13 protein-coding genes and 1 tRNA gene are annotated in these 17,347 nt (G+C 35.4%); 13 read left to right on the top strand and 1 reads right to left on the bottom strand.

The annotated features are described in order from the left end of the window. The first annotated feature begins 34 nt into the window (after window positions 1-34). The 4 genes from BBBE_RS02205 to BBBE_RS02190 are packed head-to-tail and all read left to right on the top strand — an operon-like array spanning window position 35 to window position 3,879. Window positions 35-1,078 carry a hemin-degrading factor gene (locus BBBE_RS02205; protein WP_010700986.1) on the top strand — a complete coding sequence of 348 codons (1,044 nt, stop codon included), beginning with the start codon at window positions 35-37 and terminating at the stop codon, window positions 1,076-1,078. A gap of 16 nt (window positions 1,079-1,094) precedes the next feature. Further along, complete coding sequence (locus tag BBBE_RS02200) at window positions 1,095-1,982, top strand: heme/hemin ABC transporter substrate-binding protein (protein WP_010700985.1); 888 nt, start codon at window positions 1,095-1,097, stop codon at window positions 1,980-1,982. Between the two features lie 20 nt (window positions 1,983-2,002). Beyond that, complete coding sequence (locus BBBE_RS02195; protein ID WP_010700984.1) at window positions 2,003-3,088, top strand: FecCD family ABC transporter permease; 1,086 nt, start codon at window positions 2,003-2,005, stop codon at window positions 3,086-3,088. Then, window positions 3,085-3,879, top strand: a complete 795-nt coding sequence (locus BBBE_RS02190) for a heme ABC transporter ATP-binding protein (RefSeq protein WP_010700983.1) — start codon at window positions 3,085-3,087, stop codon at window positions 3,877-3,879. Before BBBE_RS02195 ends, BBBE_RS02190 begins: the two co-directional genes overlap by 4 nt. A gap of 1,763 nt (window positions 3,880-5,642) precedes the next feature. Here BBBE_RS02190 and BBBE_RS02185 read toward each other — a convergent pair. Further along, window positions 5,643-5,733: transfer RNA gene (locus BBBE_RS02185), tRNA-Ser, on the bottom strand. A 328-nt stretch (window positions 5,734-6,061) separates the two neighbouring features. Between BBBE_RS02185 and BBBE_RS02180 the strand changes: the two genes are divergently transcribed. The 9 genes from BBBE_RS02180 to pepN all read left to right on the top strand — a co-directional run bounded on the left by BBBE_RS02180 (window position 6,062) and on the right by pepN (window position 17,181). Continuing rightward, window positions 6,062-7,261, top strand: a complete 1,200-nt coding sequence (locus BBBE_RS02180) for a porin (RefSeq protein ID WP_010700982.1) — start codon at window positions 6,062-6,064, stop codon at window positions 7,259-7,261. A gap of 979 nt (window positions 7,262-8,240) precedes the next feature. Beyond that, window positions 8,241-10,067 carry a phosphomethylpyrimidine synthase ThiC gene (thiC, locus tag BBBE_RS02175; protein WP_010700981.1) on the top strand — a complete coding sequence of 609 codons (1,827 nt, stop codon included), beginning with the start codon at window positions 8,241-8,243 and terminating at the stop codon, window positions 10,065-10,067. Beyond that, window positions 10,064-11,014, top strand: coding sequence for an FAD-dependent oxidoreductase (locus BBBE_RS02170; RefSeq protein WP_010700980.1), 951 nt, complete (start codon window positions 10,064-10,066; stop codon window positions 11,012-11,014). Before thiC ends, BBBE_RS02170 begins: the two co-directional genes overlap by 4 nt. Before the next feature lie 3 nt (window positions 11,015-11,017). Continuing rightward, window positions 11,018-11,215, top strand: a complete 198-nt coding sequence (gene thiS, locus BBBE_RS02165; protein WP_010700979.1) for a sulfur carrier protein ThiS — start codon at window positions 11,018-11,020, stop codon at window positions 11,213-11,215. Window positions 11,216-11,221: 6 nt separating this feature from the next. Continuing rightward, complete coding sequence (locus BBBE_RS02160; protein WP_010700978.1) at window positions 11,222-11,995, top strand: thiazole synthase; 774 nt, start codon at window positions 11,222-11,224, stop codon at window positions 11,993-11,995. After that, on the top strand, window positions 11,992-12,597 hold the full coding sequence (locus BBBE_RS02155; RefSeq protein ID WP_010700977.1) for a thiamine phosphate synthase: 606 nt from the start codon (window positions 11,992-11,994) through the stop codon (window positions 12,595-12,597). Before BBBE_RS02160 ends, BBBE_RS02155 begins: the two co-directional genes overlap by 4 nt. Next, the gene (locus BBBE_RS02150) at window positions 12,588-13,346 is read left to right on the top strand and encodes a hydroxymethylpyrimidine/phosphomethylpyrimidine kinase (protein WP_010700976.1); all 759 of its coding nucleotides are present in this window, start codon (window positions 12,588-12,590) and stop codon (window positions 13,344-13,346) included. Before BBBE_RS02155 ends, BBBE_RS02150 begins: the two co-directional genes overlap by 10 nt. Before the next feature lie 302 nt (window positions 13,347-13,648). Further along, the gene (locus BBBE_RS02145) at window positions 13,649-14,479 is read left to right on the top strand and encodes a uracil-DNA glycosylase (RefSeq protein ID WP_010700975.1); all 831 of its coding nucleotides are present in this window, start codon (window positions 13,649-13,651) and stop codon (window positions 14,477-14,479) included. 74 nt (window positions 14,480-14,553) lie between these two features. After that, window positions 14,554-17,181 (top strand): aminopeptidase N, encoded by a 2,628-nt coding sequence (pepN, locus tag BBBE_RS02140; protein ID WP_010700974.1) that lies wholly within the window; start codon window positions 14,554-14,556, stop codon window positions 17,179-17,181. Window positions 17,182-17,347: the final 166 nt, after the last annotated feature.

Raw genomic sequence — 17,347 nt, 5'->3', positions numbered from 1 at the left:
AGTCTACCCTAAATAAGTGACTCAAGGAAAACTTATGTTGTACACAGCTGAAGAAATTATTAGACTACGAGAAAAAAAAGAAATGCGTAATCGCGATTTTGCTACTTCGATTGGCATATCTGAAGCAGAGCTCGTTGCTGCTTATTGTACTACAGAAAAAGCAAAAAAATTAAATGCTGATGTGACTACTCTCCTTGAAAACGCTCCTAAAATTGGAACAATTATGGCATTAACACGTAATGAATATGCTGTTCATGAAAAAACAGGATGTTTTGAAAAAATTGTGCAAAACAAACATGTTCCTATAACGCTTGGTGAAATTGATTTGCGTATTTTTCCAAAACAATGGAAATTTGGTTTTGAATATGAAATGGTTGTTTCTGGAAAACCCATTAAAAGTTTGCAATTTTTCGATCAACACGGTGTTGCTATCTTCAAAATCTATTCCAAAGATACAACAAATATGGAAGAATGGAATATACTTGTTAAAAAATTGCTCAGCAAAGACCAATTACCTAATCTTGAAATTCAATCCTCTCCTACCCCCACACAGCATAATACAGTAGATATAAATGTTGAACAATTCCGTGATCGTTGGCGACAAATGACTGATGTACATCAGCTCCATGAAATTATTTCAGAATTTAAAATCAATCGACATGAAGCTGTGAAATATGCTGGTAACGAATTTGCTGATGAATTAAATATAGAATTTCTTAAAATGATGCTAAACAAAATTGCACAACAAAAAACACCAATTATGTGTTTTGTTGGTAATAAAGGATGTATTCAAATTTTTAGTGGACAAATCAAAAATATTAAGCAGATAGGTCCTTGGCTTAATATTCTCGATGAAAAATTTAATCTTCATCTGCTCATTTCTGGCATCAATAAAATATGGCGTGTCCGTAAGCCTACTCGCGATGGCTATGTTAGTTCACTTGAAGTTTTTGATAAAAATGATGAAATGATTGTTCAATTTTTTGGTATAAGAAAAGAAGGCCAAAAAGAACGTGAAGATTGGCGTTCTTTATTGAATGATTTTCCCTCTATATTAAAGACAGCAATTACTTATTAAAAAGGTAAGATAAGAAATGTCTACATTTTTTTTGCACAGATTATCAAACCTTATTCTTAGTTTTATTTTGTTTTATTTCACCTTTTTTTCTCAACAAGCAACTGCTGAACTTACAACTAATTTTCCTAAAAACGCACGAATTGTTTCCATTGGTGGATCGCTCACAGAAATTGTTTATGCATTAGGAGCCAAAGATCAGCTTGTTGCTCGCGATAGTACAAGCATATATCCTCAAGAAGCACTGAAACTTCCTGAACTTGGATATATGCGAGCCCTTTCACCCGAAGGAGTTTTATCGCTCACTCCAGAAGGTATATTGCTGATTGAAGGAAGTGGTCCTTCTTTAACAATTGACATCCTCAAAAAAACGTCAATACCGTTAGTGATCGTACCAGAAAACTTTTCTCGTGAAAATGTAATAGAAAAGATTCGCCTTGTTGGCAAAGCCCTTCATCGAGAAACACAAGCAGCTGCATTGATTAAAAAGGTAAATCGTAGCTTCATGGATAATGATATGCTTTTGGCAAAAATAACTAAACCAAAACGCGTTCTTGTTGTTCTTTCAATGCAAAATGGGCGTCTCATGGTATCTGGAACAAATACAGCTGCTGATGGTATGATAAAACTTTCAGGCGGTATTAACGCCATCTCTAGTTATAAAGGATATAAGCCTTTAAATAATGAAACTTTATTACAATCAAACCCCGATGTTATCTTGCTTATGACGCACCCTAAAAATTCATCTCAAATTGATCAAATTTTAGCTATACCAGCAATTCAGGCCACATCTGCAGCACAAAATCACGCTATTAAACAAATAGATGCTATGTATTTTTTAAGTTTTGGTCCACGTACTGCAGAAGCGTCAAAAGAACTGATTAATATGCTTTATAGTGAGAATTAAAATGGTAAGAACTGATAAAAATGATCAACAGCATCTCTTCAACACAAGTGCCTGAAATAAAAGAAGAAAAACGTGCAAACCGAGGAAAAATTGCATTATTAAGTCTAATAATATTTCTTATTTTTAGCATTTTAGTAGGGCTATTAAATGGTGCATCAAATGTTTCTTTTATTAATCTTATTCACGTAATTCTTACACAAGATTTTTCAGTAAGCAGTAAAACCCGTGATTATCTTGTATTTATTGACATAAGGCTCCCCCGTATTATCTTGGGATTATTGGTTGGTTCAGCTTTAGCTGTTTCTGGTGTTCTCATGCAGGGAATTTTCCGTAATCCCCTCGCAGATCCTGGAGTTGTAGGTGTGTCAGCAGGTGCAAGTCTTGGTGCTGTTTTAGCAATTGTCGGCGTTACTTTCCCACCCCTATTTTTACCTTTTCTGGAATCTTATAAAGTTATTATAAGTGCTTTTTTGGGCGGACTTTTATCAACAATTATTCTCTATGCAATCGCAACACGTCATAATTGTACTTCTATTGCAACAATGCTTCTTGCAGGTATTGCTCTTAGCGCTTTAAATAGCGCTATTGTTGGAATTTTAATCTTTAGCGCAAACGACCAGCAATTACGTGATATTACTTTTTGGAACCTTGGATCTCTTGCGGGTGCGACATGGTTAAAAGTTGGACTTATTTTGCCTTTTGTTGGAATTGGTCTCTTTTTTTCTCCATTTTTGTCACGCGCATTGAATGCTTTGTCTCTTGGAGAAGCTGTCGCTAGCCATATTGGTTTCCATATTCAAAGAGTTAAAAATATTTCTATTCTACTTGTTGCTCTCATGTGCGGTGGTGCAGTTGCTGTCAGTGGTGGTATTAGTTTTATTGGTATTGTAGTTCCGCATATTTTGCGTCTGCTTATTGGGCCTGATCATCGCTATCTTATTCCCTGTTCTACTGTTTTAGGAGCAGCTCTTCTTATTTCTGCTGATACATTTGCGCGCTTTATTATTGTCCCCGCAGAATTACCAATCGGAATTGTTACAGCCCTTTTTGGAGCACCCTTTTTCCTTTGGATCCTTATATATCAACGGGGGATAAAGATTTTATGATTGAGGCAATTAACATTTGCATTCAACGCAGAAAAACATATATTATTGATCACATTAATCTTCAAATTAAAAGTGGTACTTTCACTGTTATTATTGGTCCAAATGGATCTGGAAAAAGCACTTTCATTAAAGCCTTGAGTGGAGAGATTCCCTACAGTGGAAAAATGACATTGAATGGTCATGATGTTACCAAGACAAAAGTTTGTAAAATGGCAATGATGCGTGCAATTCTGCCACAATCAACAACACTAACTTCTCCATTCTTAGTTCATGAAGTGGTAAAACTTGGACTTTCTGTTCACCAACACGATATACCAAAAACAGAATTGAAAATTTTACCTCAAAAAGCTTTAGAACGCGTTGGTTTAGCTAACTATAGTGATCTATATTATCATGAATTATCAGGTGGAGAACAAGCTAGAGTACAGCTTGCCCGTGTACTTTGCCAAGTGTGGACACCTGTTTATAATAAAATCCCTCATTGGCTGATATTGGACGAACCTATTGCTAACCTTGACATCCAACATCAGCTCATTGTTATGAATATCGCTCAAAATTTTGCTCGGTGTGGTGGTGGCGTTCTTGCTGTGCTACATGATCTTAATCTGGCTGCCTGTTATGCAGATAAAATAATATTGTTTAATCAGGGGAAAGTTTATTGTGAAGGAAGCGCTTCTTCTGTTTTAACAACGCAAAATTTGCGTGAGGTTTATCATTGTCCTTTAAGCGTTTCTACATTACCTAAAACAGATATTCCCTTTATATTACCACAAACAGCAACTCACTTATAAGCATGAAATAAGTGTATTTTCTGATATATTTGATTAAATGGAAAAATAAGTGCACAATAAAACATAAAAAACATTTTTGAATTGCTTTGTTTTAAGTAAGCTCTTTTTATCGTAAATGATAAAATATTATAGTTTTACGCTACTTATTTTCCAACATATAAAAAAATAAATTTACAACCTTTATATTTTAGAAAATACATTAAAAAAGACCTTTTCTCTTTTATATTTTGATTAATATGCAAAAATCTAAAGTGGAAAAGAGGAAAAATTAAATCATAACTCTCATAATATATTGATTTTTGATATGCTAATGACTATGGAGTTTATAATAAAATTAAAGTATAAAACTTTTTAAGCTATCTCTATAAAATACACTACACTTACCTTGAAAAGATAATATTTTATAATAAAAAATGATTAAAATAAAAAACTTCTCTTTGAGTATATCTTTCAGGATTGAGTCTTATAAAAATTAAAATTTATAAGCTACACCAACGGGAAAGCTATTATAGTATTATAGTAAAGTCGCCCCTCACCCGTTTTTAGAGAACTTTTTCCAAAACTTGAGTAATGGTACTTTGCACGTAAAATAACATTACCAGTCATTACAAAACTAACACCTGTACAAAAACTATAGTTAGCCATTACTTTTGTTTTATTTGATATTTAAAAGGGCCCTCTCTTCTCATCTATCCTCTCAATCAAGGTCAATAAAGATAAGATACTCTGAAGTTATGTATATACCCACCCAGCAACATAAGACATAATATAATCAACAACAAAACCAATATGTACTCTCTTTTAGAACCATCCATTTTCATTATTTCGTATAATTTCCCTTAAAAAGAAATTTTTAAAAATCATATCTTATTGAACAATAGGTATTTGTTAAATCCTCCCAGAAATTGCTCTTTTTCCTCTTGATTTAGAGTAACAATTTCAACTTTTTTGTTTCACAAATGTTGAAATTGATGTGAAAAGAAAATGAGCATACTACGAATATGTCAATTGAGTTGTTGCTAAGATATATAGCTTTTTAAGTAAGATGTGGAATATTGTAGTAAGTTACAAATCAAATCATGTACTACAATCATAGCCAATTTAATTGGCTTTTCATTTTTTTCGTACTCTATCATAACAATTAATGGTAACACACTTTTCAAAAATTATGTTCGATTATAGAAAGCTCTTTTATATGTCTAAATTACGATAAGCTTTAAAAAACGTCTAACATATATTGTCGTCGTTAGCCTCATAACTCACAATCAATACATAGGATTTATATTTCTATCTATATGAGCTTGTAAATGAAGTAATCTAACTTGTAGTATCTGGAAAATGTAACAGATATTGTCAGTCATGAAGTAAAAAAGTCAATCTTGGGTAGCTGTTTTGTCGATTTGGCATAGATAAGTTTATAATATTGAAGTCGCCTCAATTGATATAAAACCTTTATTTATTGGAAATAAGCAAAAAGTTAATTACGCAAAATTTTATAAAGCATCTTATAAAGCCTATACCAAGCAAATATCAAAAATCAGCGTATAGAGTGAGAAAATGAATGACAATGCGCGCATTCACAAGAGCTACAATTTTACAAATAAAAGTTAGATAAATACTATACCATCACTTCATACAAAAACACCTAGCAGAAAACAATTTGCAAAAGAAGTAACCAAAAATCTCAAAAAGAGTAAGATAGCAAAAAACAAGCTAACAGAATCAAAAATCCCTAACTTTAACTATTAGTGACTTTTAGAATCTGGCGGAGAGGAAGAGATTCGAACTCTCGAGAGCCTTTTGAGCCCTACTCCCTTAGCAGGGGAGCGCCTTCGACCACTCGGCCACCTCTCCAAGAGCGGTGCATAAACGGTATTGATAAAAAGTTCAAGACATTTTCGATTTTTTTCAAAAAATCTGGAATTTTAGTTTTTTTGCATCTTATTAAACTGAAAAGTTAAGAAATAAATATTCAATGAATATATTGTAACCTTTTTGCCACAATACTCCAAATAATACATGGATAACTTTTAATAAAACCATTTCGTATTATGTATATCGAGCAAAGACTAGTATGTTGCAGTTAAGGAGGGGGCGAATCTCTCTTGATGTTGTTATCTTAATCAATTCAAAGACTGCATGATCTTGCCTTTAAAACTAAACTTCAATTTGGAGATTAATTATGAATGTTAAAGCTCTTCTTTTAGGCTCTGCGGTAATTCTTGCAGAAATCTCTAGAGCACACGCAGATTCAGCAGTTGTTGCAGAATCAAAACCTATAGAATATGTCCGTGTTTGTGATGCATACGGCCCAGGATATTTCTATATTCCTGGAACAGAAACATGCATTCGTTTATCAGGTTATGTTCGTGCTGACTTCAAAAGTGGGGAGAAAATTGATGCAAAAACTAATGCCGATTTAAATAATGATCAAAAAACTTATCGCGTAGCCTCACGCTTAACCCTTATTTTTCAAACAGCTTCTGAAACTGAATTAGGGACACTTCGTTCACGTGCAGAAATCCGTTCAGAATGGAACAGTGGAAAAAACAAAAGTGGTGGAGAGCTTCGTTCTGCTTATATTGAACTCGGTGGTTTTCGTATAGGTCTTGATGACACAATTTTCAATCATTGGACTGATTTTTATGGTAACGTCATGAATGATGACCTTATAGCACCAGCAGGAAATACACGTACCAATGTTATTTCTTACACTTTCAGTAGCAACACTGGCTTTTCTGCTATTATCGGAGCTGAGTCAGGTAATGCTTCAGGCCCTTCTTCTACAAATAACTATTACTACATTGATAAAAACGGTGTAATTACCGATGTTATTGATCTTCCAAGTAAACATATAAAAGGTTATACTCCAAATATCCTTTTGGGTGCGAAATTTTTCCAAGAATGGGGAGGCGTGTCAACAGTTGCTGCTTACGACGCTTACTATAAAAAATGGGCGGGTAAAATGCGTGTTGACTTCAATGTTAATGACTATTTAAACCTCTGGGCCATGGGTGGTTACAAAAACAACCTTGACTATTACACAGTAAGTGATGACAACTCATTGTCACGAGAAAACACTACAATCTATGCAAACTGGGGTGGTAAATGGGCTGCGTGGGCTGGTGCAACCTATAAAATCTTGCCAAAAGCAAAGTTAAATGCTCAAATTTCCTATAGTGCAGCAAAAACCTTCTCGACTTCTGTTAATATTGCATACACATTGGTCCCAGGTTTCACTATTACACCTGAATTAACCTATATTTCTTGGAACGATAATCGCAGTTTCGAAAATAAAAGTGCTTCTGAAAGAAGCTATACAGCTGCTTTAAACGGAAAAAATGCTTTACAAGGTATGATTCGCTTCCAGCGTTCATTCTAAGCTTTAGAATTATATTCTTAGAAACTGGCAGTTTAAACTGCCAGTTTTTTTATTTTTTAGAAACATTCATAACAGTCATAAAGCATCTTAACACCTTGGATTTATCATTCTATGACACAAATAAATTGCTTTATGGAAATTATTTATACGAATTAATTCGATAGTGTATTAATAAAACACACATTTCAACCTCTATATAAGTCATAAGAAATTAAGTGTAAATTTTACTCAACCAAACAATCTCTTATAAAATTATAGTAGATATCTTTAAATGCTTATTTAAAAATCCCGACATACTGTTGAGAATTTTATCCGCACATATAATAAGACTGAGATTATCCATCAATAACAGCTATTCAAAAAATCAATCACCATTTTATATAGTTTTAATAATCTTTTTAAGATTGAGATATACGCTTATGAAATAGCAATTATATTTCTCAAAATTGGAGTTATTATATCTAGTATTACTTGATAAATGTATTGTGTCCTGCTTGCTCTTTGATCCCAAACCGCTGTTGAACCTTATAACATATATCAAGAGTGCATAAGTAATAATAGATATCTCATCTTTTACGTTGGATATCATAATATATGAACTAATAATAACATATTCTTTACATTACTCTTTTAAGAAGAATTTTTAATGTTGTTAGCTAGTTACTTGCAATGATTTTTTCTTCATCCCTCCAAAATATTCTAAAATCGTTGAGAACACATCTTTGCGATTGACAACACAAACATTTAAGCTGATCATAATTGGCAAATAAAATGTTCTGATCATAGTTGGGATATTATAAGCAAATATATAAGTTTTTATTGATTTTCTCAAAATGAAATCTTCAGAGCTTGATTAGATACGTGTTGAGGGTAGAAGTGATATTGTATGTAACCTCACTAAAATGTACCTTATGAGGTAAATACATTTCTGTTAACCTGCAATACGTTTTTTAATTATGGATTTATAAGGAAAAAACTTGTGCAGAAAAACACTCCATCAGTTAGTTGCAATCCCTTTCCTGCCTCACGCAAAATTTATCAACAGAGTCCTCTCTTTGCTAATGTGCATGTACCATTACGCGAGATTTCACTGACAGATGGCTGTGACGAACAATCTTTAAATGTCTACGATACTTCAGGACCCTATACTGATAAAGATGCTATCATTGATATCACTAAAGGACTTCCTGCAATCAGTGAACCTTGGCTGTCTGAACGTGCTGACACTGAATCTTATCCTGCTCGATTAGTCAAACCTGAAGATAATGGCTATACTCACACACCAGCTTTTGGACAAAAGCGACCCATTTTGCGGGCAAAAAATGGAAAAACAATTACACAGATGGCTTATGCACGTGCAGGTATTATTACTGCAGAAATGGAATATGTTGCTATCCGTGAAAATGAAGGCTCAACTGAACAAAACCAGCAAAAAACAGCACCAAATAAGGCATTTAGTATATCAATACCAGAAATCTATACTGCAGAATTTGTACGCAATGAAGTTGCTTGTGGACGAGCTATTATTCCTAAAAATATCAATCATCCAGAATGCGAACCAATGATTATTGGGCGTAATTTTCGTGTTAAAATTAATGCCAATATTGGCAATTCAGCAGTCACTTCATCTATGGCAGAAGAAGTTGAAAAAATGGTTTGGGCCATTCGTTGGGGAGCAGATACAGTTATGGATCTTTCAACAGGCCGTAATATCCATAATATTCGTGAGTGGATTATTCGAAATTCCCCAGTACCCATTGGAACCGTTCCTATTTACCAAGCGCTTGAAAAAGTGAACGGTATTGCTGAAAATTTAACATGGGATATTTTTCGAGATACCCTCATTGAACAAGCAGAACAAGGTGTTGATTATTTTACTATCCATGCAGGAGTAAGATTACCTTTTATTCCTCTTACTATTAATCGCGTAACAGGTATTGTTTCACGTGGTGGATCTATTATGGCTAAGTGGTGTTTGCATCACCACAAAGAAAACTTTTTATATGAGCATTTTGATGAAATTTGTGACATTGCACGCACATATGATGTTTCTCTTTCATTGGGTGATGGACTTCGTCCTGGTTCTATTGCTGATGCAAATGATGAAGCCCAATTTGCTGAGCTTAAAGCTTTAGGAGAATTGACAAAAATCGCGTGGGAAAAAGACGTGCAGGTTATGATCGAGGGACCTGGTCATGTGCCAATGCATAAAATTAAAGAAAATATGGAACAACAATTAATTCTTTGTCATGAAGCACCCTTTTATACTTTAGGCCCACTTACAACTGACATTGCTCCCGGATATGACCATATTACATCGGCAATTGGAGCTGCTATGATCGGTTGGTTTGGAACTGCCATGCTTTGCTATGTAACACCTAAAGAGCATCTAGGGCTACCAGATAAAAATGATGTAAAAACTGGTGTTATCACTTATAAAATTGCTGCTCATGCTGCTGATCTTGCTAAAGGTCTTCCTAGAGCTCAATTGCGTGATGATGCTCTTTCGCGTGCACGGTTTGATTTTAGGTGGTATGATCAATTCAATCTTTCACTTGATCCAGATACGGCACGTGCTTTTCATGATGAAACAATGCCTAAAGAAGCGCATAAATTGACCCATTTTTGTTCTATGTGTGGACCCAAATTCTGCTCAATGCGCATTTCTCATGATATCCGTGATTCAGTAGCAACAAAAAAAGTAAAAGATGAAGGTATGGTCGCCATGGCCGAACAATATCGAAAGAACGGCGATCTCTATATAAAAAAAGCTGTTCCTGAAAAAAAAGAAATAGTAAACGGTTGAAAAATATTCTTATAAAAGGTGCAGGTGTAGGCGGTTTAACAGTTGCCTTTATGTTACAACAAAAAGGTGTGGCCGTTACTATATCTTCTCCCTCCCATTCCCCCATAGAGACTGCAAGCTGGTATGCAGGAGGTATGCTAGCACCTTATTGTGAAAGGGAAAGCTCTGAACCAATTATTGAAGATCTTGGTATACAAGGCGTGCAATGGTGGAAGGAAACACTTCCTAAAATTGTGATACAAAAAGGTACTTTAGTTATTGCACCCACACGAGATATAGCAGAACTTAAACGATTTTCAGCGCGCACCAATAATTACAAAATCATAGAAGGTCCAGAAATAGCTCATCTTGAACCTGACCTTTCAGAACGTTTTAACTGTGCACTTTTTTATGAAAATGAAGCGCATATCGATCCCCGTAAAGCACTGATTACTTTAAAAGAAATCCTCATAAAAAATGGTGCATGTTTTACTGATATAGGAGTATCTGAAAAGAATTTTGATATTATTATTGATGCAACAGGAATAGCGCGTTTAGGAAAAGACAAAAATATACGGGGAGTACGCGGCGAGATGCTTTTAATACGCAGTATAGATATTCAAATTTCTCGCCCCATTCGGCTTCTTCATCCACGTATTCCACTCTATGTCGTTCCTCGACAAGATAATATTTTTATGGTTGGAGCAACAATGATTGAAAGTGACTGTAATAGTGCAATCTCAGCAAGATCAATGATGGAATTTCTTAACGCTGCCTATACTTTGCATCCTGCTTTTGCCGAAGCAGAAATTATAGAGTCTGGTGTTGGTATACGTCCATGCTATCCTAATAATTTACCTTGTGTTAACAGACATGGTAAACACATCTTTATTAATGGTTTTTATAGACATGGTTTTCTTTTGTCTCCAGAAATGGCAAAACAAGCAGTAAAACTAGCACTGGAATAAAGCATGCAAATATTTGTCAATGGTCAAATGCTCCACACAGAAGTAACTTATCTCAATTTACTTCTTGAAGAATTAGGTTATGAAGGAAATTGGTTAGCAACCGCTGTAAATTCTGAAGTTGTTCCTGCGGATGCACGAAATCAATTTGTTTTGCATGAAGGAGATAGAATTGAAATTCTAAGTCCGATGCAAGGAGGTTGAAGCTATATGTTGAATTTTTACGGCTCTCAGTTCTCTTCCCGCCTTTTATTGGGAACAGCCCAATATCCCTCACCAGAAATCCTTCGCGAAGCTATTTATAAATCTAATACGGAAATTGTGACAGTTTCATTGCGTCGAGAAACCGCAGGCGGAAAACAGGGGGGACAATTTTGGCAATTTTTAAAAGAACTTAATGTAACAATACTTCCTAATACTGCCGGTTGTTATACTGTCAAAGAAGCTGTTACCACCGCCCAATTAGCACGAGATCTCTTTAAAACACCTTGGATTAAACTCGAAATTATCGGTAATTCGGATACATTGCAGCCAAATGTTTTTGCCTTAGTCGAAGCCGCAAAAATCCTAAACAATGAAGAATTTCAAATTTTTGCTTATACAACAGATGATCTTATTGTAGCTGAAAAACTCTTAGAAGTTGGTTGTCGTGTCATTATGCCTTGGTGTGCTCCTATTGGATCTGCCAAAGGCCCCTGTAATACTGATGGATTGCGTTCTATCCGTGCTTACTTGCCAGATCTTACTCTTGTTATTGATGCAGGCATTGGGCGGCCATCGCATGCCGCTGTTGCTATGGAACTTGGCTATGATGCAGTATTACTCAACACCGCTGTTGCCAAAGCAAATGATCCTGTATTAATGGCTGAAGCATTTTCTCAAGCTATTAAAGCAGGACGTATGGGTTATAAAGCAGGAATCCTTGAAGCACGCAATGTAGCTGTACCTTCAACACCAGTTATTGGGCAAGCCGTATTTTCATGAAACTTGATCCATTTTATCTCATCGTTGACAGTGCCGACTGGGTTGAACGTTTGGTTCCTCTTGGGGTCAAACTTATACAGTTACGTATAAAAAACAAAAATATAGAAATAATAAATCACCATATAAAACGAGCAAAAAACATATGCGATAAATTTGGAGCACAATTAATCATTAATGATTATTGGAAAATAGCAATTGATGAAAAGTGCGATTTTATTCATCTTGGACAAGAAGATTTGTGCAACGCTGATATTCCTACAATCCGTAAAAATGGTATCAAATTTGGTCTTAGTACTCATGATGAACATGAATTGGATATTAGTATGTCTGTTGCTCCTGAATATATTGCACTTGGTCCTATTTATCCGACAATTTTAAAAAAAATGAAATGGGCTCCGCAAGGATTAGAAAAAATTAAACAATGGAAGAAACGCATTGGTTCTCTGCCTTTAGTTGGCATTGGTGGTTTGACACCAGAACGTGCGATTGATGTTTTGGAAGCAGGAGCTAATAGCGCTGCTGTTGTAACCGATATTATTTTACATAAAAAACCAGAAGAGCGCACCCAACAATGGATAAAGATGACTCAAAAATGGCGCTGATTCCTTCTATTCTTATTGTTGCAGGTACCGATCCAACAGGTGGTGCTGGCATTGTTTGCGATATAGAGACAGCTGCACATTTTCAAACAAAAACCAGTTTGGCTATCACTTGTGTTAATGTGCAAGATAACAATCACGTTGCTAAAATTACACCCATGAGTGGAGAATTTGTTAGCGCACAAATGCGCGTAGCCCTAGAAGCTAATCCTATAAGTGCAATCAAAATCGGGATGACAGGTACTAAAGAAATTATAGCAGCAATTTGCAACGTATTAGAAGACCATTCCCATATCCCTGTTGTTTTTGATCCTGTTCTTACCGCCTCATCAGGAGGGAAACTTACAACAGAAAAAACTATAGAAATTATGCTTAATAAACTGCTTCCTCATATTGAACTTTTAACACCTAATATGGAAGAATTAGCTCTTCTTAGCCAAAGCCCATTAGCTTCTAATTGTGAAGAAGCAATACAACAAGCCAAAAAACTTCTTTCATTTGGTCCACGCCATATATTGATAAAAGGTGGGCATGCGAACGGTACCCTTGCAACTGACATTTTAATTGATAAAAACCAAGTAATAAATATCTCTGCCCCACGTTTAAAAGGAGAAATGCGTGGAACAGGTTGCATCCTTTCAAGTGCTATTACTGCGCATTTGGCATTTAACAAATCTATAACGACAGCCGTAAAAAAAGCAAAAGAATATCTCTATACATTATTTTTAAACTACCATCAAAAAGATCATTAAAACTGCAACACTATTCCATTTCTTCAAAAAATTGTTTTGATCCTTATATCTTGTACATTACATAAATCATACAGAAAACCTATATATCAATAAGGTTACAAATAAAAGTTCCAGTCATTTATACACCGAAGAAAAACTATAATCACTTCTGTTATTGAATCTTATAATTTCAGATCAGTTTCTAAGAAATCATCGAACAGTATATACTACATCTTCATTTGTAATAAAATACATTATAAAGCTTGAAGAATAATTCTGCTTAGTTTATCCATTAATGGATTGTTTACAAGTAAAAAAGCGAAATGTCAGAACAAACTCAATGTTTAATCTCATATGAAGAACTATTAAGCTTTTATAAAGAAAGTGGTGTAGATGCTGCGCTTAACGATACGCCTATTGATCGTTTTAGCCAATCTGCTATTTTAGAGCAAAAATCAAAACAGACATTAAGCTCTACCCATCATAAACAAAATTCACAAACGATAAAACTGCATAGCCAATCGCCACATAGCTTTGACAATAAAGCACATGGTGCACTTTCAGCTATAGAGATGGCAAAAAATGCTCATACACTTGATGAATTAAAATCTGCCCTCCTCTCTTTCAATGGTTGCTCATTGAAATTGACAGCTAAAAACACTTGTTTTTCAGATGGAACAGCAGGAAGCTCGCTTATGCTTATAGGAGAAGCACCAGGACGAGACGAAGATATCCAAGGAATTCCGTTCGTTGGAAAAGCAGGAATGTTACTTAACAAAATATTGGCATCTATTGGTCTAACAAGAAAAAACGTTTACATAGCAAACACTATTCCATGGCGTCCACCTGGAAATCGTACACCAACACCAAGAGAAGTTGCATTATGCCGCCCCTTTATTGAACGGCAAATTGAGCTGGCTAATCCCCGTGTTCTTATTGCACTAGGAGGAACTGCTGCGCAGTTTCTTACGGGGGCTCAAGGTGGAATTATTCGCATAAGAGGAAAATGGCATATTTATGAAAGCACAAATAACATTAAAATACCTGTTATGCCAACTTTTCATCCTGCTTATCTTCTACGAACTCCTAGTCAAAAAAAGCTCACATGGATGGATTTTCTAGAAGTAAAAAACCGCCTTAATAATCTTTTGTAACTCATTGGCTTCTTCTCTTCTTAAAACACAAACGCTTAATTACTTATATTCCCAAATACAATAAGGAAAAACTTATGAAACAACCAACTATTCCCATTTATCGTTTGGAAGATTATCAACCCACACCTTATGTTGTCCCCAAAACACAGCTTGATTTTTGCCTGGACCCAACAAAAACCCGTGTTACAGCAACATTATCGATTGAGCCCCGTGAAAATACACAAAAATTAACACCTTTGGTACTTTCTGGTGACGAACTTACATTAATTTCTGTCGCCATAAATGATGAAAAATTACCAGAAAATGCTTATAAAAGCACACCTTCACATTTAGAAATTACAGCCCCTCCTACTTCTCCTTTTACGTTGCAATTGGTTACAGAACTGAACCCTGAAAATAACCGCAAACTCATGGGGCTTTATCTTTCAAATGGTATTTATTGCACACAATGTGAAGCAGAAGGTTTTCGCCGTATTACTTATTTTTATGACCGCCCAGATATTCTTTCTACTTATACAGTAAGAATTGAAGCAGATTCTCACACAATTCCTATCTTGCTTTCTAACGGTAACCTTATTGAAACAGGCCCCCTTGATAACAACCGCCACTTTGCTATTTGGAAAGACCCTTATCCGAAACCATCGTACCTCTTTGCTTTAGTTGGTGGAGATCTTGATAAATTAGAAGACCATTTTATCACTGCATCTGGGCGGCGTGTCAAACTTGGCATCTATGTAGAAAAAAGAAAAACAAAACGAGCAATCTACGCGATGGATGCACTCAAGCGCTCCATGCGTTGGGATGAGAAGTCTTTTGGACGCGAATATGATCTTGATGTTTTCAATATTGTTGCTGTCTCAGATTTCAATATGGGGGCAATGGAAAACAAAGGATTAAACATTTTTAATGATAAATACGTTCTTGCAGACCATGAAACAGCAACTGATCATGATTATCGAAATATTGAGCGTGTTATTGCACATGAATATTTTCATAATTGGACCGGCAATCGTATCACTTGCCGCGATTGGTTCCAACTTTGTTTAAAAGAAGGATTAACTGTTTATCGTGACCAGGAATTTTCTGCAGATCAAAATGTGCGCAGTTTACAGCGAATTGAAAACATAAAAACGTTGAAAGCTACACAATTTTCTGAAGATGCTGGACCACTAGCCCACCCTGTACGCCCTCGTCAATATAGTCAAATCAACAATTTTTATACTACGACTATCTATGAAAAAGGTGCAGAAGTAGTCCGCATGGTGCATACTATTTTAGGCCCTACTTTGTTTCGTAAAGGTATGGATCTCTATTTTCAACGCCATGATGGACAAGCATGCACTATTGAGGATTTTATCGCTTGTTTTGCTGAAGTCTCTGGTAGAGATTTTTCGCAATTTATGTTGTGGTATGAGCAAGCGGGTACGCCTAATGTGGAAATCGATAGTCATTATAGTGATGGCGTTTTAACAATTCATGCGAAGCAAAATATTCCAGCTACGCCACAACAAAACGAAAAGAAACCTATGCTTATTCCTATCGCTTTTGGCTTACTGGGGCATAAGGGAGAGCCATTAACTTATGAATCTGATGCAAATATTCAAGCAGATGTTATGATATTGTCTCAAAAAACTCAGAGCTTTACATTAAAAGGATTGCGTGAAAAACCTGCGTTATCACTTCTCAGAAATTTTTCTGCCCCTATTACTTTACAAACCCCATTTAATGAAGACGAACTGATCTTTCTTGCTAAAAACGATAGTAATCAAATCAATCGCTGGCAATCACTCAACCATCTGATAACACAAGCCCTTATTCAAGTAATTAAAGATAAAACACTAGAAAAGAAGAGCATGCCCTCTAACTTGCTAGAACTTATTGAGATCATCCTTAAAGATGAAAATCTTGAACCTGAATTTCGTGCATTTTGTTTAAGCTTACCTAGCGAAATTGAACTTGCTCGCACACTTGCTGAAAATGTTGATCCAGATCGTATTCACCACGTACGTAATCAATTTTTAGCCTCTATTGCACACACTCATCAAGAGCTTTTAACAAAAATCTACACGCAGATGGAGATAAAAGAACCCTATTCACCAAACACTGCACAAATTGGAAAACGAGCATTACGCAATATTATATTAGACTATCTTTCTGTTGCAGAAAACAACCCAAACCGTGCTACCATGCAATATGCAATGGCTGATAACATGACCGACCGTATGGCCAGCATAACAATTTTAGTGCAACGCTTTAATGAAAGCAAACAAGCACAAGATGCCTTAAATGATTTTGAAAACCGATACCGTTATGATCCTTTGGTTATGGACAAATGGTTTTCTATTCAAGCGATGGTTGTTGGAGAGTCAACACTTAGTCAGGTTCAAAAACTCATGAATCATCCGCTCTTTTCACAGGATAATCCCAATCGAGTTCGTGCTCTGATTGGTACCTTTGCAGCTGGAAACCAAACAGGTTTCAACAGAGTTGATGGAGCAGCTTATCATTTCCTTTGCCAAATCATCTTAGAAATTGACAAAAAGAATCCACAGCTTTCTTCGAGGTTATTAACAATTATGCGCTCTTGGCGACAATGGGAACCCATTCGGCAACAGAAACTTGAAGCTGCATTAAAAACAATTGCGGCAGCACCTAAATTGTCAAGTGATGTAGCAGATATTATTAATCGTATGCTCAATTAAAAAAATATTTATAATCAATATATTATAAGATATTTTAACGTAAATTTAAAATATCTATTTAATAGTGGTAAGCTCATAAACAAGTCGTGCAAGGTTTGTTTATGAGCAATATTAAAGCGTTTTCAATGTCCAATAATTTACACTCATAGCAGTAAAATTACTTTCT

The organism is Bartonella bovis 91-4, from assembly GCF_000384965.1.
GTDB classification, from domain to species: domain Bacteria; phylum Pseudomonadota; class Alphaproteobacteria; order Rhizobiales; family Rhizobiaceae; genus Bartonella; species Bartonella bovis.
Note: the sequence above shows the minus strand (reverse complement) of the source record. Positions and strands in the feature narration are given on the sequence as shown.